Genomic DNA, 18,904 nt, shown 5'->3' on the forward strand with positions numbered 1-18,904 from the left:
GGGCGCGGCCGGTGTCACCTGCCCCGAGATGACGCCTATCTTAAGTGATTGAATCCCGGGGGATTTTTCGCGTTTATTGGAGATCAACTCTCGAAAACACTCTCCATGAAACCTTACGCCATCCCTCTCACTATCATCGTCGTCGGTGTCGCCTGGCTGTTGACCGCCCAAGGAGTGCTGCCGACCGTCAGTTGGGCGTGGACGCTCGGGCTCGCGCTGGCCGGGTTGTTCACTTTCGTATACCTTGGTTTCAACACCGTGACCTTCGTGATGGGAACGTTTCTCTTGCTCGGGTCGATCTTTTCCGTTTTCCGGCAAACCGGAAAGATCACGGTGAACACTGAATTGCCGGTCCTGTTCATTTTACTCGGACTCTTGATGGTATTGGCGCAGATCCTTCCCATTCCCCGTCCGAGTTGGATCGTCGAGGAAGAGAAAAGCGAATGACCGGATTGGAGGAAAAGATCGGGCAAATGTTGTTGCTCGGCTTTCGGGGGCTGGAGATCCGGGAGCAAGACCCGATCGTCCGCGACCTCCGGGAATTGAATCTGGGCGGGGTGATTCTGTTCGATTACGACGTGGCCCTCGGTCGGGCGGAACGAAACATCGCTTCGCCCGAACAGGTCCGGGAACTGAATGCGGAATTGCGCCGGAGGAGCAAGGGACCGCTTTTGATCGCGGTCGACCAGGAAGGGGGAGAGGTCGCGCGATTGAAAACAAGCTGCGGATTTCCCGCGACGAAAACCGCCGACGAGCTCGGTCGGGGAGCGGTCGAGGAAACCCGGAAGGAGGGGGAGCGGACGGCCCGGGTTTTGGAGGAGGCCGGCTTCAATTTGAACTTTGCTCCGTGCGTCGATCTCAATCGAAATCCCACGAATCCAATCATCGCCGGAAAGCGCCGGAGTTTCGGTCGGGAAGGAAAAACCGTGGTGGCCCACGCCCGGGAAGTGATCCGGGCCCACCAGGAGCGAGGGATCGGGTGTGCGATCAAGCACTTTCCGGGGCACGGAAGTTCGAGAGGGGATACGCACCACGGATTCGTGGATGTGACGGGTGATTGGGAGGAAGAGGAATTGGAGCCGTTTGCCGAGTTGATCGGTGGCGGAGAATGTTGGGGAGTGATGACGGCGCATGTGTTCCACGCCCGGCTCGATCCGAAATGGCCGGCGACTCTTTCGGACCAGGTGGTGGAAGGGATGTTGAGAAAACGTTGCGGATTCGACGGGGTGGTCTTTTCGGACGATCTGGAAATGGAGGCGATCCGGTCGCGTTATCCGTTCGAGACTGTCATGCTGCGGACGATACAGGCGGGAATCGATGTCCTGGTTTTTGCCAACAACACCCACTATCAACCGGAGATCGGACGACGGGCCGTCGAGACGATCAGTCGGTTGGTCCGGAACGGCCAAATCGCGGAAAGCCGGATCGATCAATCCTATCGGCGAATTCAGGAATTGAAAATGAAGGTTAGCCGTCCGGGATGACCGGACAAAACGTCAAGGTAATATGGATACAAAGAAGAGACCCTCCACGATTTTCATTATTCTTCGCGTTGCGGTTTTGGCCTATGCGGGATTGTTGTTGTTGATGACCGGTTGTCAGCGGCAGTTCATTTATTATCCCTCGCGCGGCGCGGAAGCCGACCTGATCGAAGAGGCGCGAATGATCGGGCTGGATGCGTGGCGTGACAACCAAGGGGAGCTGATCGGTTGGCGAGCTCCCGCCCGATCCCCGGAAGGAGCCCCCAAGCGGGCCCTGGTGTTTCATGGGAATGGAGGAATGGCGATTGGGCGCGATTATTATGCCCGGGGGATTCGGGCGACGCCGGGAGGCGATGATTGGGCGATTTACATTTTCGAATATCCCGGGTATGGGTCGCGGGAGGGGCGTCCGTCGGAAAAGGTGTTTTACGAAGGAGCCCGGGCGGCGTTGAGGCAACTGGCGGTTGAAGGGGACGGACCGGTTTTCCTGGTCGGGGAGTCGCTCGGGAGCGGAGTCGCCTCGCGGATGGCGGCGGAGTTTCCCGAAATCATTTCAGGAGTGTTGCTGGTAACGCCCTTCACAAGTTTGGCGGACGTCGGGGCGCGGCATTTCCGGTTTTTGCCGGTGCGACTTTTGTTGCGGGACCGGTATGACAACGTCGCGGCGTTGTCGCGTTACCGAGGGCCGGTGGCGGTGCTTTTGGCCGAGCACGACGAAGTGGTCCCGGCGGATTTGGGGCAACAGTTGTATGAATCGTATGATGGCCCGAAGAAAATATGGATACAGGAAGGGCGGACGCACAACACGTTGGATTTGAGCGCCGGGAATCCGTGGTGGGACGAGCTGATCCGATTCCTGGAAGAAGCGGATCAGTGAGCGGTTAAAGTGAGGGTATCCGAAAAGGTTGTCAGTCGTTCCCTGGATGAAACAGCGGGGAAGACAACACACCCCACCATGCTCGCGCATGGTCCCCCCCTCTCCAGAGGGGAATTGCCACAAACAGGTCTCCTATTGAGAGGGGGGGACCGATCCGGCGAACGCCAACCTTTTTCGGACGGGGCCTAAAGTATTTCGAGTTTGGTGCGGTAAAATTCGATCACTTCGTCGGGGTCGCCGGTGAAAAGAAGGTAATCGGCGACCCATGCGGGGGCTCGTCCGGTTTTCACCATCGTGTCGACTTGTTTTTGGAGATCTTGCCAAAACCGGCTGCTGAAAAAAACCAGGGGGACGCGGGGACGGATGCCGAGCTTGAGGTTACAGAGTTCGATGCCGACCTCTTCGAGGGTGCCGACGCCGCCGACGTTGAAGACGCAAAAATCGGCGACTTCGAACCATTTTTGGCGATTGTGCCGACTCGTTTCCTGGAAGGAATTGAAGAAATCGACATTGAAGTTCGGCAGTTGCGCCTCGAGCTCCAGGAAGCAGGCGCCGGTCAGGCTGTTCTTCTGGCGGCCCGCGGTGGTGGCGACCGCCATGGCTCCGTCTCCTCCGCCGGTCAAGACGCCCATGGAGGAACCGAAAAAGGCGACCATTTTTTCGATCAATGATTCGATACGGGCTTCGTCGTCGGGATTGAGGGCGACCCCGGACCCGTAAAAGGCCAGGATCGTCGAAGCTTGAAATTGGCGGTCGAGCTCCTCTCGGATGAAGAAACCGCGGTTTCGTTTGTAGGTGTGGAGGTAAACGTCGCCGAGGTCCTCGTTGTGCCAATAGACTTGGAGACCGAGTTCATGATAGGCGTCGAGTTGACTGTGGGCCGCGTTGGGGAGAAAGAACGGATTTTTTCGGGAAGCCCGGGTGAACAGGAGACGTTGCAGCGGGCGTCGGCGGAGACGGGAAAGAATCTCGATGTGTTCCGAGAGGTTCGGGAAATAGGTCATGACCAGGCTGTCGGCGTCGGCCGGGCCGTTGCGCAAAGCTTCGGCGACGGTCGGATGGCCGTCGACGGGTGGGCTTTTCGGAGAATCGGCCTTCGTCGGGGCGGAAGGGAGGTTGACGAGAAGACTGTCGTTGCGGGCGAAGGGGCTTTCCCCGCGCAAAGTGATGTCGGCCCGGGGGCGGATCCGTTTATTCCCGCGAGGTGGATTGACGGAGAAGTTTTGGCAGATTTTGGCCGCTTCGGCTTGGAGGAGCAATCGCTTGGAGCGCCGTCTCTCGAATTCGCCCTGGTCGAAAGGAGGTGCTTGATAGATCTCGATCGAGACGACCGGGTTGACGATCATTTGATCGCTGGAGTTGTAGATCTCCAGCATGACGTTGCTTCCGAAGGTCTTGACTGGGTCAAGCAGGACGGCGCTGGTGTGAAGGCCGAACTGGTCGTTGCCTCGCCGCAGCACGACGTAGTGATTGGGTAAATACATCGAGCAGCTGGTAAGAAGCCCGGAGCCGGGAGGCAGGGAAAGGTTTTCGACCGCCTTCGCCCGCTGGAGTTTGTCGAGGTAGGAGCGCGGGCGTTCGCCGGTCACGACGTAGAGGAGGTCGAGCGGCGGGGTGCTCTCGGGAAGAGTGTAGACGCGGCGGTGGGGGGTGAAGTAGACCTCTCCGAACCGGTCGATCGAGATGGTGTTGGGGAGTTTGATTCGGTTGGTGTTGATGGCCTCCCAGATTTGGGTGGAGGAGAGTTTGGCGGCCGGAGGGGCATGGAAAAGGCGGCCGACGGGGATGCCCGGTTTGAGCAGGTCGCGGAAGCACTGGGCGGTAGGAAAAGATTCGTCGATGACGAAACCTTCGGCGGTGGCGATCAACATCCCGTTCTTGAAACGGATCTTTCCGACCGTGATCAGTTCGATGCCGATGCGGGCGAGCCGGCTGCGTTCCGAAAACTGGAGATCGCCGGCGTGGGCGCGGAGGAAATCGAGTTCCTTTTTGTCGCGGGTTTTGAAGCCGATGGTGAGTTCGATGGTCGAGGCGTCGCGATCGCGTTGGGCGAGGACGACGCCATCCTGACTGATCCAGAAGTGGTCGGACTGCATGTTGGTCGGAGAGTGGTTGATCAACCGTCCAACGCCTGGCGAATGGTTTGGGCGAGGGCGGACGGTATGTATGGTTTCGGGACAAACATACCACTTTCCTTCATTTTCATCGACTTCGGAATCGCATCCAGGCGGTATCCGCTGGTGTAAATAATCTTCAACTCCGGTTTGTCCTGGATCAAACGTTCCCCGAGATCGATGCCGGAGAGGCCGTTGGGCATCACGATATCGGTGAAAAGCATGGAAATCTCGTCCTGGTGGCGCGCCCACAATTCCAGAGCCGCCGGCCCGTCGGGGGCGGCCAGGATCCGGTAATTGTAGCCCTGGAGGATGGTCGAGGCCATTTCGCGGAGGGCGGCTTCGTCCTCGACGAGAAGGATGGTTTCCCCGCGTCCGGTCATTGGATTTTCCGGAGTTTTGGCCGTCAGAACCGGGTCGGATTCCTTCAGCGCCGGGAAAAAGACCCGGAAGGTTGTCCCGACGCCGAGCTCGCTATCGACCGTGAGCCACCCTTTGTGTTGTTTGACGATCGAGTAAACGGTGGAGAGCCCAAGGCCGGTCCCTTTGCCGTCGGATTTGGTGGTGAAAAACGGTTCGAAAATCTGGGCGACGGTCGCCTCGTCCATTCCGGTGCCGGTGTCGCTGATTTCGAGGCAAACGGCGGGACCTTCGACGGCTTCCTTGTTGTCGAGGCAGTCTTCGGTCGTGATTTGGCGACCGGAGGTCTCGACCCGAAGGTCGCCGGAAACCATGGCGTCGCGGGCGTTGATGGCGAGATTGAGGATCAACTGCTCCACCATGTTTTTATCGGCGAGAATCGGGCGGAGGGAGGGGGAGAGTTTTTGGTGGAAATGGATCCGTTTGCCGACGATGCGTTGGAGCATTTCCCCCATGGGAGCGATCACTTTGTTGAGGTCGGTCGGTTTGGGTTCGATCGCGGAGCGGCGGCTGAGGGAGAGGAGTTGGCGAGTCAGAGTCGAGGCGTGTTCGGTGGCGTTGAGGATTTCCTTGGAATACTTTTCAACGGTCGGAGCGAGCCGAGGTTGTTCGAGAATGACTTGGGAATACGCGCTGATCAGGGCGAGGATGTTGTTGAAATCGTGGGCGATCCCGCCGGCGAAACGGCCGATGCTCTCCATCTTCTGCACGTGCCGCAATTGGGTTTCCAACGACTTTTGGTTGGTGATGTCGGTGGTCGATCCCGCCATCCGGACGGTGCGGTCGGAATCGTCCCAGATAGTTTTGCCGCGGGAAAGAAACCATTTGTATTCGCCGGCCTTGGTCTTCATCCGGTGTTCGACCACATAGATCGACGATTTGTCGCGCCAATGGCGGTTGAGGGCGGCGGTGACCTGTTCCCGGTCGTCGGGGTGGATGAATTTCTCCCAGTTCTCCATCGAACCGGGAAGTTCTTCGTCCTCGTAGCCGAGCATGCTCTTCCATTTGGGGGAAAGGTAGGCTTCTCCGGTGAGGAGATTGAGGTCCCAAATCCCGTCGTTGACGCCGTCGACGGCGAGTTGGAAACGTTCCTCGCTCTCTTGGAGTTCCCGGGTTTTCGCCCCGGACTTCATTCGTTCGTGGTAAAGGGCGAGCGCGGCCCGCACTCGACCGAAAAGTTCCACTTCGTGGAGCGGTTTGCCGATGAAGTCGACGGCTCCGGCGTCGAAACTCCGGAGCAGGGCGTCGTCCCGCTCCATCGACGCGCCGGTGACCATGATGACCGGAATGTGCCCGGTTTCATAGCGGGAGGAGATGCGCTGGCAGGTTTCGCAGCCGTCCATTTCCGGCATCATCAGGTCGAGCAGGACCAAACCGAAATCGGAGCGGGATTGCAGCAATTCCAAGGCCTCGAATCCGGAACGGGCCTGGAGCAGGGTGGTGTAGCCGGCGTCCTGCAGGATGTCCACCAACAGGTCGATATTGTCTTGCAAGTCGTCGACGATCAGGATGGGTGTTTGCAGGAAGCGCCGATCGATGCGAATTTCCCTGGATTCGGAGAGGCCGTCCATATCAGAGGGAGATTAATGTTCGCCGAGCAGTTGGGCGTCAAACAGAAGATCGTCCGGATCCCCGGCGGCGGCTCCGCTGGCGGCGAGTTGGGCGGCCCGCGGATCCTTGGGTAATTCGACGGTGAAGGTGCTGCCTTCCCCGAGTTTGCTTTCGACGTGGATTTTTCCGCCGAGCAAGGTGAGGAGGGTGCGGGAGATGGTGAGGCCGAGGCCGGTGCCGCCGTATTTGCGGGAGGTGGTGCTGTCGGCCTGGCGAAAGGCTTCGAAGACCGTTTCCAGTTTGCTGTGGCTGATCCCGATGCCGGTGTCTTTGACCAGGATCGTTGCCCCGCGGGTGGCGGTCGGCGGGAGGAGGCGGAGAGTAACGGAGCCTTCCTGGGTAAATTTGACGGCGTTGTTGGCGAGATTGATCAGGATCTGGCGGAGTTTTTGGGAGTCGGTGTCGACAATGATCGGTTCTTCGGGGGCGTCGAGGATCATGGTGATGTTTTTGGCGGATGCCTGGGGTTGGAGCATGTCGGTGACCTCGCGGAGGAGGGGCGCGATTTCGGTCGGGGCGAGTTCGGCTTCCATGCGTCCCGCTTCGATCTTGGAGAGGTCGAGGATATCGTTGATCAATTGCAGCAGGTGTTTGCCGTTTCGGTTGATCTTTTCGACCCGGTCGAGATTGTCCGGGGTCATCGAGCCGTTGCGGTTCTTGAGGAGGATGTTGGAAAAGCCGATGATCGAATTGAGAGGGGTCCGGAGCTCGTGGCTCATGTTGGCGACGAACTGGCGGCGATGGTGGTCGAGGTTGACCAGCTTGGCGTTGGCGGCTTCAAACTGATCGGTTTGTTGTTGGACCGCCTGGTGGGCCAGGGCGTTGTTGATCCCATGGGCGAGGCCGCGGATGTAGTTCTTGATCACCTGGACGGTGGCCTCGGTCGATTTGAACATGCTGGCGAGGACGACAACGCCGAGGATCCGGTTGTGGAACATCAACGGGATCGCGTAGACGCTTTGGATGCGGGCGGTGGTGAAACCAAGGTTGAACTCGGGGAGGGCCCCGGGATCGATTTCGTCGATCAATACCCATTCGCGCCGGGAAAAGGCTTCGCCCGGCAAACCTTCGAATCCGTTCTCCGGAATCAATTTCTGGAGGGCGGTCCGATCGATGCCGTATTCGGTGACGCGGCGGAGTTGCTGGGATTTCTCGTCAAAAAGGAGAAGGACTCCGACCTGGGCTCGGGCGGCGCCGACCAGGTCGGGAAACGAATCGCGGGCCAGATGGTCGATATCGATGCTGTTGAGTTTCGAGAGAAAACGGCCGAACCGGGATTGGCGGTCGTAGGCTTCGCTCAGTTCCTGGTTTTGGGCCGCCAGTTTTTCCTGGGAAGCCGCCAGTTCCTGATGCGAAACCTCCAATTCGCGGATGGTGGAGGCGATCCGCTCGGCCATCGTATTCAACGCCTGGCCGACGAGGGAGACCGAGTCGTGGCCGCGGACTTCGGCGCGGGTGTCGTAGTTCCCCTGGCCGAGTTCGTTGGCGACGCGCGAGAGATTGACCAACCGGTGGTTCAAACGGCGGATTTCGGCCAATCCCAACACGAGCGCGGCCACCAGCAGCAGACTGATGAAAAAATTCACGAACCACTCGTCCGCCTCCGCCAGGACCGGCATGCCGATGACGATGATCGCGCCGACCATCGTCAACAAGAGAAGGATGGTGATGGCCCGGAGGCGAAATTTGGTTTTAGGCGCGCGTTGGGGCATCGCAGTCGGGAAGCAGATGGGTAATGGCGTCGATCAGGACATCTTCGTCGAGGATCGGTTTGCTGACGTAATGGTTGAAACCGTCCCGCAGGAAACGTTCGCGGTCGGTGCTCATGGCGTGGGCGGTAAGGGCGATGGCGGGCACGTGCCTGAGGCTTTCATCGCGGCGGATCACTTTCAGGAGATCGCATCCATCCATCCCCGGCAGGGAAATATCGAGGAGGAACATTTCGGGGCAAAACGTGGTTTTGTCGCGCAACCCGCGCAGAACTTCGTCGGCGGAGAGGAAGTGGACGATGTGAAAACGGTCAGACAGGATGTCGCGGATCAAATCGGCGTTATCCTTATTGTCTTCGACTAAAAAGATGCATTTCATCTCGAACCGTGGAAATAAGCTGAATCGAATTGGCTGGGCAAGGAAAGAAAAAACGCGTTTTCCTCCCTTGCGGCCCTTCCGGCGAGCCCGAAAAAATCTTTTACAATTTCCAAACAAATCTCCGAGGCATTCATGCACATTTATTTCATTGGAATCTGCGGTACCGCGATGGGTAACGCCGCTCTGCTGCTTAAGGCGGCGGGCCACCGGGTGACCGGAAGTGACCGGTCCGTCTATCCGCCGATGAGCGATTTGCTTCGGCGAAACGGGGTCGACATCCTGGAGGATTTCGACGCCGCGCGCCTGACGGCCCTGGCACCCGATCTGGTGGTGGTCGGAAACAGCGTGGTCCGCGGGAACCCCGAATTCGAGGAGATCCTCGCGGGAAAGCGGATTCCGTTTTGTTCGCTTCCCGCTCTTTTGCACGATCGGATTCTCGCGCGTCGCCGCAACATCGTGGTGGCCGGCACCCACGGAAAAACCACCACCTCGACGTTGGCCGCGTTGCTGCTTCGGGCCAATGGGGTGGACGCGGGTTATTTTATCGGCGGCGTTCCGCGCGACCTTCCTTCCGGGGCCGCCCACGGATCCCCCGAAGCGCCTTTCGTCATCGAGGGAGACGAATACGACAGCGCTCTTTTCGATAAACGGAGCAAATTCATCCATTACGCTCCGCACGTGGCGGTGGTGAACAACATCGAATTCGATCATGCCGACATTTTCCGCGACCTGGTCGACATCCGCCGTTCGTTCAATCACTTGTTGAAAATTGTTCCAGGAAATGGATACATTCTCCTGAACGCCGACGACCCCAACGTCGCTTCCCTCGACCCCGTTTCCTGGGGCACCACCCTGCGGGTCGGTTTGGCTCCGGAGGCCGATCTCAGGATCGACGGGTTCGACGAAGGACCGGAGGGATCGGCTTTCGACCTGATCTGGAAAGGACGGCTGTGGCAGCGGGTGGAGTGGAAACAAGGGGGGATTTACAACGCCCGGAATGCGGCGATGGCCGGGCTCGCCGCCGCGCTGACGGTGGCGCCGGACGATCCGACCCGGTTCGAGCTCTCGTCGCTTTCGGACTACCAGGGGGTGAAACGGAGACAGGAGCAGTTGGTGAACCGTCCCGGCCTGGTGGTGATGGAAGATTTCGGTCATCACCCGACCGCCTTGGAAAACATTCTGGTCTCGTTTCGCCGACGGTTCCCCGGGGCGAAACTCGCCGCCGTTTTCGAACCCCGCAGCAATACCTCCCGGCGCAATGTTCTCCAAGCGGATTTGGTCCGGGCGCTTCGGGAAGCCGACGAAGCTTATCTCGGACCGATCAACCGTCCTGAAAACGTGAAAGACGCCGACCGGCTCGATTTGCCCGGCGTTGTCGCGGAACTGCGGGCCGCCGGAGTCGACGCCCGTCATTTTCCGAGCAACACCCGATTGCTCGAAGTCCTTTCGGCGGAAACGCTGGCCGCCGGTCAACCCGACCGGGTGGTGGTATTTTTCACCAACGGTTCCTTTGACGGCATCATCGGGGAGTATGTGAGCCGGGTAGGGGAGTCGGTCGGGACGGTGGAGACCTTGGCGGATTCCCGGAAAAATTGACGTAAAACGAAACGAATAGGCCGGGTTTGCAAAAATCTTGAGGGATTCACCGATTCATGGTGTTATTTCCGACGGACAATCGGATTTTTTCCGCGAAAACAAAAACTTCTGCTATGAACAAAACACTGATCGCTCTTCTCGCATCTCTCTTGACCTTGGGCGCCGCCGTTTCGGCGAACGCCGCCGCCGCCTGTTGCGCGCCTCCCGCCCGCGGCAACGCGGAAGCAGCGAAGGCGGTCACTCCGGTGCGCATGACCCTGGCCTCTTACATGGAGATCTCCAACGCCTTGGCGGCGGATGATTTGGCTTCGGCCAAGGGAGCCGCCCGGACTTTGATGGCGGTTTCCGACATCACCGGTGTCGCGTTGGCTTGCCCGGAAAAGGTTGGAAAGTGCGACGAAAACAAGAAAGATTGTTGCGCCAAGGAAGAGTGCGACGATGAAAAGAAGAAGGGGTGCGACGAAAAGAAAAAAGGCTGCGACGAACGCAAGGGGTGCACCAAAGGCGTCCAGGCTTTCATCGATGCCGAGGACCTGAAGCAGGCCCGCGAACTTTTTAAGGTAATCAGCGCCCAGGCGATCGCCCTGGCGGCCAACGAAGAAGGTTTTTATGTGATGACCTGTCCGATGGCCGGACGGAACGCCGAATGGCTCCAGGCCGACCAAAATATCCGGAATCCCTATCACGGCAGCGCCATGCTGGCCTGCGGCGTGATTAAGTAAGGTTTGGAGGTCGGGGGCGGCGTAGGTCGGTGATTATGTCGCCCCTTCAGGGCTCTTCCCTTGATGATTTCCAGTCCCAGGGCGTTGCCCTGGGCTGTTGGATACCTCCCCTTCGGGGCTGAGAGCTTCGGCTATGAACAAGGGACTTGGCGGTTCAACCATCGGGGCTGGAAACTCCGGCCTTGAGGTGAAGTGCGTCGGGCGAGGGGGACGGTCCGGGGAACCGGGCGTCGCACGTCGGCGGCTGAAGCGCGCCGCTCCTGGGTTATCCATGCCAAGCTGTCGCGATACGTTTACCAAACGCAGGGTCACCCAGGCCCGAAGGGCCGACATCCTATAGCCCAGCCTGCAGGGCTGGGTCTTGTGTGTGTTGGTTTCCGCGGCCTGAAGGGTCGCCATTCCAACGCGGCCGACCAATCGGTCGGCCCCCCCCGCCCATCGCGACCTTTCAGGCCGCCGCCAACGGGCTTTCCAAACCCAGCCCTGCAGGCTGGGCTGTTGGATTCCAACCTTTCGGGCCTCCGGAATCGGCGAACCAACCCGGGCGGTCATGGTTCGGGGGTTGGTCCCACTCTCGGTCTGCGGGCACGAAATGACGGGCCACCCAAGGAGGCCATGCCAAGCCGCCGCGATACGTTCACCAAACGCAGGGTCACCCAGGCCCGAAGGGCCGACATCCTATAGCCCAGCCTGCAGGGCTGGGTCTTGCGTGTGTAGGTTTCCGCGGCCTGAAGGGTCGCCATTCCAACGCGGCCGACCATTCGGTCGCCCCCCCCGCCCATCGCGACCTTTCAGGCCGCCGCCAACGGGCTTTCCAAACCCAGCCCTGCAGGCTGGGCTGTTGGATTCCGACCCTTCGGGCCTCCGGAATCGGCGAACCAACCAGGGCGGTCATGGTTCTGGGGGTTGGTCCCGGTGTCGGCCCGCGTAAACGAAACGACCGAGCACCCAAGGAGGCCATGCCAAGCTGTCGCGATACGTTTACCAAACGCAGGGTCACCCAGGCCCGAAGGGCAGACATCCTATAGCCCAGCCTGCAGGGCTGGGTCTTGTGTGTGTTGGTTTCCGCGGCCTGAAGGGTCGCCATTCCAACGCGGCCGACCATTCGGTCGGCGCCCCCTCGCCCATCGCAACCTTTCAGGCCGCCGTCAACGGGCTTTCCAAACCCAGCCCTGCAGGCTGGGCTGTTGGATTCCGACCTTTCGGGCCTCCGGAATCGGCGAACCAACCCGGGCGGTCATGGTGCGGGGGTTGGTCCCGGTGTCGATCCGCGGGGACGAAACGACGGGCGACATCCGGGCGTCTCGCGTCGGCGCTCGCTCCGGCGGCTGAAGCGTGCCGCTCCTGTGTGAGCTTCGCTACCTCCATTCGTGTTTGGGGTAGCGGCCTTGGAGTTGCTTCTTGATCGCCGGGTAGGAGTCGCGCCAGAAGCCGGCGATGTTTTGAGTGACTTGCACCGGGCGCTGGTTCGGAGCGAGGATCTGGACGAGGATTTCAATCCGTCCGGCACAGACTTTCAGGTTTTCGGTGACTCCATACAAATCCTGGAGGCGGGTGGAAATCGTCGGGGGAGATCCTTCGGCATACACGATTTTTGGTTGGCGACCGCCGGGGAGGGCGATTTGCTCCGGGGCGAATTTCGCCACCAGCTCTTGCTGGTCCGGAGACAACCAGTCGCGGAAGGTCGGGAGAACCGGGCGTTCCTTGATTTCCTTGCAACGGGTGGCGCCGTAGCAGATCTGTTCCAGCAGATAGCGACGGGCAACGTCGTCGAGTTTGGGGAGTTCGAGCTCCGGCATCCACGCGGCGACGCAATTGACCCGGGCGATCCATTGGTCGACGGCGTTGGTCCAGTGTTTCAACGTGCAACGCCCGCTGAGTACCTCTTCCGCCAGGATCGGCGCGGCTTGCTCGGGAGAGGCGTCGCCGCGCGCGACGGAGCGGAGGGGAAGATCGCGGAATACGGTTTGTTCCCGGACCACCACCCGTTTCAAGTCGGGATCGAGGAGACATTCGGTCCGGGTGGAATAATCGTCGGGGAACATCTCCCGCAGCCAATCCTCCTCGATGGCGGCGAGATTGTTCAACAGGACGGTGACTTCGTTTCCTTTGGTGGAAACTTCTTTGACCTCGGTCGCCACCACCAACGGAGCGTTGTCGACGGAGCTTTCGCGGGCGATCGTCCCCCGGCGGCCCTGGGTGAGAAGGCAGCGGAGGGTTCCGGCCCCGACCCGGAGGGCGACGTGGTCGGAGAATCCGGCCAAAAGGCATTTGCGAAACGCCTCGCTCGAAAACGGCTGGTCTTCGGTGTTCAATCCCTGCCGGTAGGCGGCGTCGAGTAGTTGTTGCCAAATCTGTCCGATTTGGCGGGCGGCTTGGGCGTGGATGCCGACCTCCTGGCAGGCGGCGACGGAAAACCGGTTGGCGGCAGCGAAGCGCCAGGCCCGCATCAGGAGGAAAAAGTCGGATTCGTTTTCCTCTCCGAGCAGGTCGTCGCGTTTCTCTTCGGCGCGGTTTCCGGCCCGGCGGACCAGGATGTTGCGGGCCTGCGTGAGGGCGGCGGCGAGGGCGATGGCCGGCACGCACCGGTGGGCTTCGGCGGCGAGCAACATCCGACTGAAGCGGGGGTGCGTCGGAAACGACAACATCCGGCGTCCGAGACCGGTGATCGCCCCCCGGGCATCGGTCGCGCCGAGTTCCCGCAGAAGATTCTCGGCGGTTTCGAGCGAACGCGGCTCCGGGGCGTCGAGCCAAGGGAAGGAGCGGGCGTCGGTCACCCCGCTCGCTTTCAAGGTCAGGAGGACTTCCGAAATGTCGAGACGGCGGACCTCCGGCAATTCCTGGCGGCGGCGTTGGACATGCTGTTTTTCGGTCCAGAGCCGGAGGCAAATCCCCGGGGCGGTCCGCCCGGCGCGGCCCGCCCGTTGGTCGGCGGAGGCTTGGCTGATTTTCTCAACCAGCAAGGTGTTGATGCCCCGGTAGGGATCGAAACGGTTGATGCGGGCCAGGCCGGAGTCGACCACGATCCGTACTCCATCGATGGTGAGGGAGGTTTCGGCGACATTGGTGGAGACGATGATTTTGCGCTGGTCGCGGCGGGCCACGGCGGCGTCCTGATCGGCGGGGCGAAGTTCGCCGTGGAGCGGAAGGACGGCGCATTGTTTCCCGTGGCGGGTGGCCTGGATCGCCCCGATGGTGCGGTGGATCTCGTAGGCGCCGGGCATGAAGACCAACACGTCCCCCTCGGCTCCGCCCGCGAGCAGGCGGTCGACCTCCCGGGCGGCGAGATCCCATGGGGGGATGGTGTCGGCGTCGGTGGCTCGGGAAAGGTAGGAGGTTTCCACCGGGAAAGTGCGTCCGCGGGAGGACAGGAGGCGGCAAGGGGCGAGGTAGTTTTCCAGCGGAGCCGATTCGAGGGTGGCGGACATGACCCCGATCTTGAGGTCGGGTCGGTCTTTCCCGATGATTTGGAGGGAGCGAGCGAGGCTGATGTCGCCGAAGAGGTGCCGTTCGTGGAATTCGTCGAACAGAATGACCGAGACCCCGGGGAGCGACGGATCCTCCAGCATCATGCGGAGGAGAATCCCTTCGGTGACGAATTTGATCCGGGTGTCGCGGGAGGAAACGTTGTCGAACCGGATCTGGTAGCCGACCTCGCGACCGAGTTGGACGCCCCGTTCGGCGGCCACCCGGGCGGCGAGGAGACGGGTCGGGAGGCGGCGCGGTTGGAGGACGATGACTTGGCCGTCGCCGGCGACTCCTCGGTCGACTAACATCTGGGGGACCTGGGTCGATTTGCCGGAACCGGTCGGGGCTTCAAGCACGACCCGTCCGGCCTTAAGGAAGGCGTCGACGATGTTGTTTTCCAGTTCGTGGATCGGTAGGTCGTTGGCAGGCATGGAAACGAAAGGAGTGGAAAACCGAATCTTGCCCGGTGGTCGGTTTAACCGTTATGAATCACGGATGAAGGCTGATAAATGACGGATCGGGCGAATGTGATGGCGACAAACGATAAGATTTGGCGGATGTGGTGGCGGATGTCAAAGGCGGGGGAAGGGGAGTTGCCTTGTTGGGGTTCCGGCTTCAGACGGTCTGATCGACCGCGAAGACCGCATGAATGCGGGACTCCAACATCCGCGAATGGACGCGAATCGGAAACGTTCAAATGACGGAGCGGACGGGGATTTGGGGGTCGGTGGCGTTGGTGTTGGTGGCGGCGGTTTGTTTCGGGATTCATTCGAGTTTGGTGAAGACGATCCTGAATCTTGGATCGAACCCGTTTCAGATCCTGTTGTTCGAGTTGGTCGCGGCCACGTTGATCCTCGGTGGGTTGCTCGTGGTGCGGCGGCGGAAGTGGGTCGGATTCGGATGGCGGGAAGGGGGGCGGGTTTTCTTCTGGGGGGCGATCGGGATGGCGGGAACGGCGCTGGTGTTGTACGCGGCGTTGGATCGGATTCCGGTGGCCTTGGCGATCGTTCTGCTCTTCGGCTACGTCCCGTGGGTGTTTTTGTTGGAATATCTGTTTCACGGAAATCGGCCGTCGCGGAAACGGTGGGCGGCGTTGGCGATGATCGGCGTCGGGACGATGTTGGCGACCGATGTGTTCGGAGTGACCGGCGTCCGTCTCGATCCATGGGGAGTGGCGTTGGGCTTGGCGAGCGGGGTCTGTTACGGAAGTTTCATTTTCGGAATCCGGGGCGTCGGGGAAGTCGGGACGCCGGTCGAGCGGAGTTTTCTGATTTTCGGGCTCTCTTGCCTGTTGTTTCTCGTCGCGGGAATGTTTTGGCGGGAGACCTTTTTCGCGTTGCCGGAGTCGTGGGTGCGATTCGGCGGATGGATCGTGGTGGTGGCCTTGTTGGGGCAGGTGATTCCATTGCTGGCCTATTCGCGGGCGATTCCGGTGATCGGCGGATCCTTGACCGCGATCCTCGCCTCGGTGGAGTTGCCGGTGGTGTCGGTGGTCGCGTTTCTAGTGTTGGGCGAAGCGATGGCCGGGCTCCAATGGCTTGGGGTCGGTTTGATTACGGGGGCGATCGTGGTGGCGAATTGGAAACCGGGAAAACTTCCGGGGTGAACTTCGGCCATCGCGTTCATGGAAAATGTCAAAGCTCTTCGTCTGAATGTCCGGCGGGAAATGCATTTTTACTCGAAAGTTCGAGAAGTGGTGCTACCTTAACGGCTCATGAGGAAAACCCTGATTCTGATTCCGACCGTTGCCGCGCTGCTCGGCGGCGGATGTTTGAAGGAGGATGCTCCGACCGTCTCGAATGATGACGCGGTGGAGGTCCGGTTTTCGCAGGCGGTTCTGGAGGCGGAATTGGAGGCAAAAAAGCGGGTGGCACTCTTAATTGTCGAGGAGGCGGTCCATGGCTTCAAGCTGTTGCACGCGGAACGGCGGTTCCCCAAGAGCCTCGACGAAGTGGTCGAACAAGGGATGATCAACAGTTTGCCGGAATTACCCTCCGGTTACTACTTCCTTTACGACCCGGAAGCGGGCCGAGTCGAACTCGGAGAGTTCGGGGCGAACGGCGCGACCGCGCCGAAACCGGTCGAATAATCCGCCATGACCAAGCAGGAGCGGGCCGCGGTCATTATGCGACGGCTCGGCGAACTTTATCCGGAGCCCGAGGTCCCCTTGGACCACAAGGATCCGTTTACCCTTTTGATCGCGGTTTTGTTGTCGGCCCAATGCACCGACAAGCGGGTCAATTTGACGACGCCGGCGTTGTTCGCGCGGGCCGATACTCCGGAAGCGATGATGGAGGTTTCCGAGGAAGAGATCCGGGCGATCATTCGTCCTTGCGGATTGTCTCCGGCGAAGGCGAAGGCGATTTCCGGATTGTCGCGGATTCTGGTCGAAAAACATGGCGGGGAAGTTCCGCGGAACTTCGAGGACTTGGAGGCGCTGCCGGGCGTCGGGCACAAAACCGCTTCGGTGGTGATGGCCCAGGCGTTCGGAGTGCCGGCATTTCCGGTCGACACCCACATCCATCGCCTGGCGCGACGGTGGCGGTTGAGCAGCGGGAAGAACGTGGTGCAAACCGAGAAGGACCTGAAACGGATTTTCCCCCGCGATCGGTGGAACCAGCTCCATTTGCAGATCATTTTCTACGGACGCGAGCATTGCACGGCGCGCGGGTGCGATGGGACGGTTTGCGAATTGTGCCGGATCTGACTCTTGCGGGTGCGCAGAGGGGACTGGGCACAGAAAGGAATGTCCGTATCACGCCCGTCCCGGAAAGAGTATTTGCTTCGTAGCATCGGGCTTTCGCCTGATGGATCCGTTGCCGACGAGCTTTTCCGCCGCCACATCCGGCGAAAGCCGGCATGCTACAGCGAAGGCTGGGAAGCTATAGGGACCACAGACAGAACGTCCGTGTCACGCCCGCCCCGGAAAGAGTATTTGCTTCGTAGCATCGGGCTTTCGCCTGATGAATCCGTTGCCGGTGGGCTTTTCCACCGCCACATCCGGCGAAAGCCGGCATGCTACAGCGAAGGCTGGGAAGCTATAGGGACCACAGACAGAATGTCCGTGCCACGCCCGTCCCGGAAAAAGTATTTGCTTCGTAGATAACATGAGGGCGACAAGTGGGAAAGAATTCTCCAACATGTCGCCCGATATGAATAACCAATCGAAAAATAACTTCTCCAAATTGATTAACGGAATCGTCTCGTCCAATGGGCAGGAGGTCAAGCTCGGGATCGATCTTCATGCCCGCGATGGCGTGGCTTGCCTACAGGTGGACGGCAGCTTGCCGCAACGCCCGTTGCGCTTGAAGCACGAGGAACTGGTTCGCCTCGTTGGCAAGTTAGTGGCCGCCGACCTGAAGGTTTATGCCTGTTATGAGGCTGGTCCTTGCGGCTATGGATTATACCGCCAGCTCACCGAATTGGGAGCCACCGTTTTCGTGGTTGCCCCGGTGAGCCTGGCGGGCGGACGCAACCAAAAGACGGATAACCTTGATGCGCGGGGGCTGGTCGACCAACTCGACCGCTATTTGCGAGGCAACAAGAAGGCCTTCACGGTCATTCGTGTGCCAAGCCAGGAGGAAGAACAGGCGCGGGCGAGATCACGTCTGCGCGATCAGATCAAGAAGAGCCGGAGTGGATGGGAGGCACGTGGTCGAAGCGCGTTGCTGGCGCAGGGATTCCACGTGAAAGGCCGTTGGTGGGGGCCGCGCAAATGGAAGGATCTCTGTCTCGAATTACCCGAGTATCTGGTCCAGCAACTTGAGGTAATGCGTGAGATTCTGCTGAAGCTCGACGAGAAGGAAAGGGCCATCAAAAAGGAACTGGTCGAGGAGGTTAAACAGCCTCTGCCGGTCGGAATCGGAGCCCTGACCTGGGTGATGCTCCTGCGGGAGATCTGCGACTGGGGACGGTTTAAGAACCGGCGTCAAGTGGCCGGCTTCGTCGGATTATGTGCCGGGGTTCACCAAAGCGGAGGATCCTCCCGGGATCTGAGTATAAACAAGCACGGCAATCCGCGAATACGCGCCCTGTTAATCGAAGCGGTCTGGCGCATGGTGCGATGGCAACCCGATTACCCGCCCGTGCGCGAGTTGGTCGAGAAGCTTGTCAGCGGCCGGTCTCGGCGCAAGATCGCGGTCGCGGCCGCCCGCAAGCTCGCCATCGATCTGTGGCGGTTGGCCACCGGTCAAACCACGCCTGAGAAGCTCGGCCTGAGGATGCCCGAGGTTGCAGTCGGCTGAGGGCAACCAACTTCCCTTTTTGTTCTTTGATCTTTTTGCCTGAAGCGAACCCGATTTCGGAGTGGAGCGCGCACGTTTCGATGCTTGGACTTTCATCCGTTCCTGTAGATTGTGCCGCTTGCTCCGTCCCTCTTTTCCTCCGGCCTCGCCGGGGGTCGCATAAATTATAATGCGCTGCCTCTAAGGCACGCGCGGATAGCAGTTTGTCCCCCCGGCCAGTTCGAGGGGACCGGGGACGAGAGACATTCCTTTCCGGGGGCAACTCCAAAGGCCAAAAGATTGG

Annotated in this window: 14 protein-coding genes; 9 read left to right on the forward strand and 5 right to left on the reverse strand. The window is 60.1% G+C overall.

All coding sequences use genetic code 11. The features are described 5' to 3' along the window. The first annotated feature begins 105 nt into the window (after window positions 1–105). From ACWUI2_RS21205 to ACWUI2_RS21215, 3 genes are read left to right on the forward strand one after another with little or no spacing between them, the layout of a single operon-like run. Window positions 106–447 carry a hypothetical protein gene (locus tag ACWUI2_RS21205; protein WP_486984845.1) on the forward strand — a complete coding sequence of 114 codons (342 nt, stop codon included), beginning with the start codon at window positions 106–108 and terminating at the stop codon, window positions 445–447. Beyond that, window positions 444–1,484 carry a glycoside hydrolase family 3 protein gene (locus ACWUI2_RS21210; protein WP_486984846.1) on the forward strand — a complete coding sequence of 347 codons (1,041 nt, stop codon included), beginning with the start codon at window positions 444–446 and terminating at the stop codon, window positions 1,482–1,484. The genes ACWUI2_RS21205 and ACWUI2_RS21210 overlap by 4 nt, the downstream gene beginning before the upstream one ends. A 22-nt stretch (window positions 1,485–1,506) precedes the next feature. Beyond that, window positions 1,507–2,358, forward strand: coding sequence for an alpha/beta hydrolase (locus ACWUI2_RS21215; RefSeq protein ID WP_486984847.1), 852 nt, complete (start codon window positions 1,507–1,509; stop codon window positions 2,356–2,358). A 185-nt stretch (window positions 2,359–2,543) separates the two neighbouring features. Here ACWUI2_RS21215 and ACWUI2_RS21220 read toward each other — a convergent pair whose 3' ends face one another. Genes ACWUI2_RS21220 through ACWUI2_RS21235 form a run of 4 tightly spaced genes read right to left on the reverse strand, consistent with a single transcriptional unit; the run spans window position 2,544 to window position 8,591 of the window. Continuing rightward, complete coding sequence (locus tag ACWUI2_RS21220) at window positions 2,544–4,454, reverse strand: LOG family protein (protein WP_486984848.1); 1,911 nt, start codon at window positions 4,452–4,454, stop codon at window positions 2,544–2,546. A gap of 20 nt (window positions 4,455–4,474) precedes the next feature. Next, window positions 4,475–6,463, reverse strand: coding sequence for a response regulator (locus ACWUI2_RS21225; RefSeq protein ID WP_486984849.1), 1,989 nt, complete (start codon window positions 6,461–6,463; stop codon window positions 4,475–4,477). Window positions 6,464–6,475: 12 nt separating this feature from the next. After that, complete coding sequence (locus ACWUI2_RS21230) at window positions 6,476–8,215, reverse strand: ATP-binding protein (RefSeq protein WP_486984850.1); 1,740 nt, start codon at window positions 8,213–8,215, stop codon at window positions 6,476–6,478. Continuing rightward, window positions 8,196–8,591: a response regulator gene (locus ACWUI2_RS21235; RefSeq protein WP_486984851.1), complete on the reverse strand. Its 396-nt coding sequence runs from the start codon at window positions 8,589–8,591 to the stop codon at window positions 8,196–8,198. The genes ACWUI2_RS21230 and ACWUI2_RS21235 overlap by 20 nt, the downstream gene beginning before the upstream one ends. A 132-nt stretch (window positions 8,592–8,723) precedes the next feature. Between ACWUI2_RS21235 and ACWUI2_RS21240 the strand changes: the two genes are divergently transcribed. Continuing rightward, on the forward strand, window positions 8,724–10,187 hold the full coding sequence (locus tag ACWUI2_RS21240) for a UDP-N-acetylmuramate--L-alanine ligase (RefSeq protein WP_486984852.1): 1,464 nt from the start codon (window positions 8,724–8,726) through the stop codon (window positions 10,185–10,187). Window positions 10,188–10,300: 113 nt separating this feature from the next. Next, window positions 10,301–10,909: a hypothetical protein gene (locus tag ACWUI2_RS21245; protein WP_486984853.1), complete on the forward strand. Its 609-nt coding sequence runs from the start codon at window positions 10,301–10,303 to the stop codon at window positions 10,907–10,909. A gap of 1,358 nt (window positions 10,910–12,267) precedes the next feature. Here the strand turns inward: ACWUI2_RS21245 and hrpB are convergent. Then, a complete protein-coding gene (hrpB, locus tag ACWUI2_RS21250; protein WP_486984854.1) occupies window positions 12,268–14,808 on the reverse strand; it encodes an ATP-dependent helicase HrpB in 2,541 nt (846 codons plus the stop codon). Window positions 14,809–15,026: 218 nt separating this feature from the next. Between hrpB and ACWUI2_RS21255 the strand changes: the two genes are divergently transcribed. The 4 genes from ACWUI2_RS21255 to ACWUI2_RS21270 all read left to right on the forward strand — a co-directional run bounded on the left by ACWUI2_RS21255 (window position 15,027) and on the right by ACWUI2_RS21270 (window position 18,621). Next, window positions 15,027–15,983: an EamA family transporter gene (locus ACWUI2_RS21255; RefSeq protein ID WP_486984855.1), complete on the forward strand. Its 957-nt coding sequence runs from the start codon at window positions 15,027–15,029 to the stop codon at window positions 15,981–15,983. Window positions 15,984–16,091: 108 nt separating this feature from the next. Beyond that, the gene (locus ACWUI2_RS21260; RefSeq protein WP_486984856.1) at window positions 16,092–16,466 is read left to right on the forward strand and encodes a hypothetical protein; all 375 of its coding nucleotides are present in this window, start codon (window positions 16,092–16,094) and stop codon (window positions 16,464–16,466) included. Between the two features lie 6 nt (window positions 16,467–16,472). Continuing rightward, window positions 16,473–17,084, forward strand: a complete 612-nt coding sequence (gene nth / locus ACWUI2_RS21265; protein ID WP_486984857.1) for an endonuclease III — start codon at window positions 16,473–16,475, stop codon at window positions 17,082–17,084. 400 nt (window positions 17,085–17,484) lie between these two features. After that, window positions 17,485–18,621, forward strand: a complete 1,137-nt coding sequence (locus ACWUI2_RS21270) for an IS110 family RNA-guided transposase (protein WP_486981276.1) — start codon at window positions 17,485–17,487, stop codon at window positions 18,619–18,621. Window positions 18,622–18,904 lie beyond the last annotated feature (283 nt).

It is taken from the genome of Verruconatronum alginivorum, assembly GCF_056590205.1.

Excerpts from the sequence above, each read along its gene's own strand:
- ACWUI2_RS21245 (WP_486984853.1), top strand. The coding sequence starts at position 10,301 with ATGAACAAAACACTGATCGCTCTTCTCGCATCTCTCTTGACCTTGGGC.
- ACWUI2_RS21255 (WP_486984855.1), top strand. The coding sequence starts at position 15,027 with ATGCGGGACTCCAACATCCGCGAATGGACGCGAATCGGAAACGTTCAA.
- ACWUI2_RS21235 (WP_486984851.1), bottom strand. The coding sequence starts at position 8,591 with ATGAAATGCATCTTTTTAGTCGAAGACAATAAGGATAACGCCGATTTG.
- ACWUI2_RS21215 (WP_486984847.1), top strand. The coding sequence starts at position 1,507 with ATGGATACAAAGAAGAGACCCTCCACGATTTTCATTATTCTTCGCGTT.
- ACWUI2_RS21270 (WP_486981276.1), top strand. The coding sequence starts at position 17,485 with ATGAGGGCGACAAGTGGGAAAGAATTCTCCAACATGTCGCCCGATATG.
- ACWUI2_RS21230 (WP_486984850.1), bottom strand. The coding sequence starts at position 8,215 with ATGCCCCAACGCGCGCCTAAAACCAAATTTCGCCTCCGGGCCATCACC.
- ACWUI2_RS21205 (WP_486984845.1), top strand. The coding sequence starts at position 106 with ATGAAACCTTACGCCATCCCTCTCACTATCATCGTCGTCGGTGTCGCC.
- ACWUI2_RS21225 (WP_486984849.1), bottom strand. The coding sequence starts at position 6,463 with ATGGACGGCCTCTCCGAATCCAGGGAAATTCGCATCGATCGGCGCTTC.
- nth (WP_486984857.1), top strand. The coding sequence starts at position 16,473 with ATGACCAAGCAGGAGCGGGCCGCGGTCATTATGCGACGGCTCGGCGAA.
- ACWUI2_RS21210 (WP_486984846.1), top strand. The coding sequence starts at position 444 with ATGACCGGATTGGAGGAAAAGATCGGGCAAATGTTGTTGCTCGGCTTT.
- ACWUI2_RS21220 (WP_486984848.1), bottom strand. The coding sequence starts at position 4,454 with ATGCAGTCCGACCACTTCTGGATCAGTCAGGATGGCGTCGTCCTCGCC.
- hrpB (WP_486984854.1), bottom strand. The coding sequence starts at position 14,808 with ATGCCTGCCAACGACCTACCGATCCACGAACTGGAAAACAACATCGTC.
- ACWUI2_RS21240 (WP_486984852.1), top strand. The coding sequence starts at position 8,724 with ATGCACATTTATTTCATTGGAATCTGCGGTACCGCGATGGGTAACGCC.
- ACWUI2_RS21260 (WP_486984856.1), top strand. The coding sequence starts at position 16,092 with ATGAGGAAAACCCTGATTCTGATTCCGACCGTTGCCGCGCTGCTCGGC.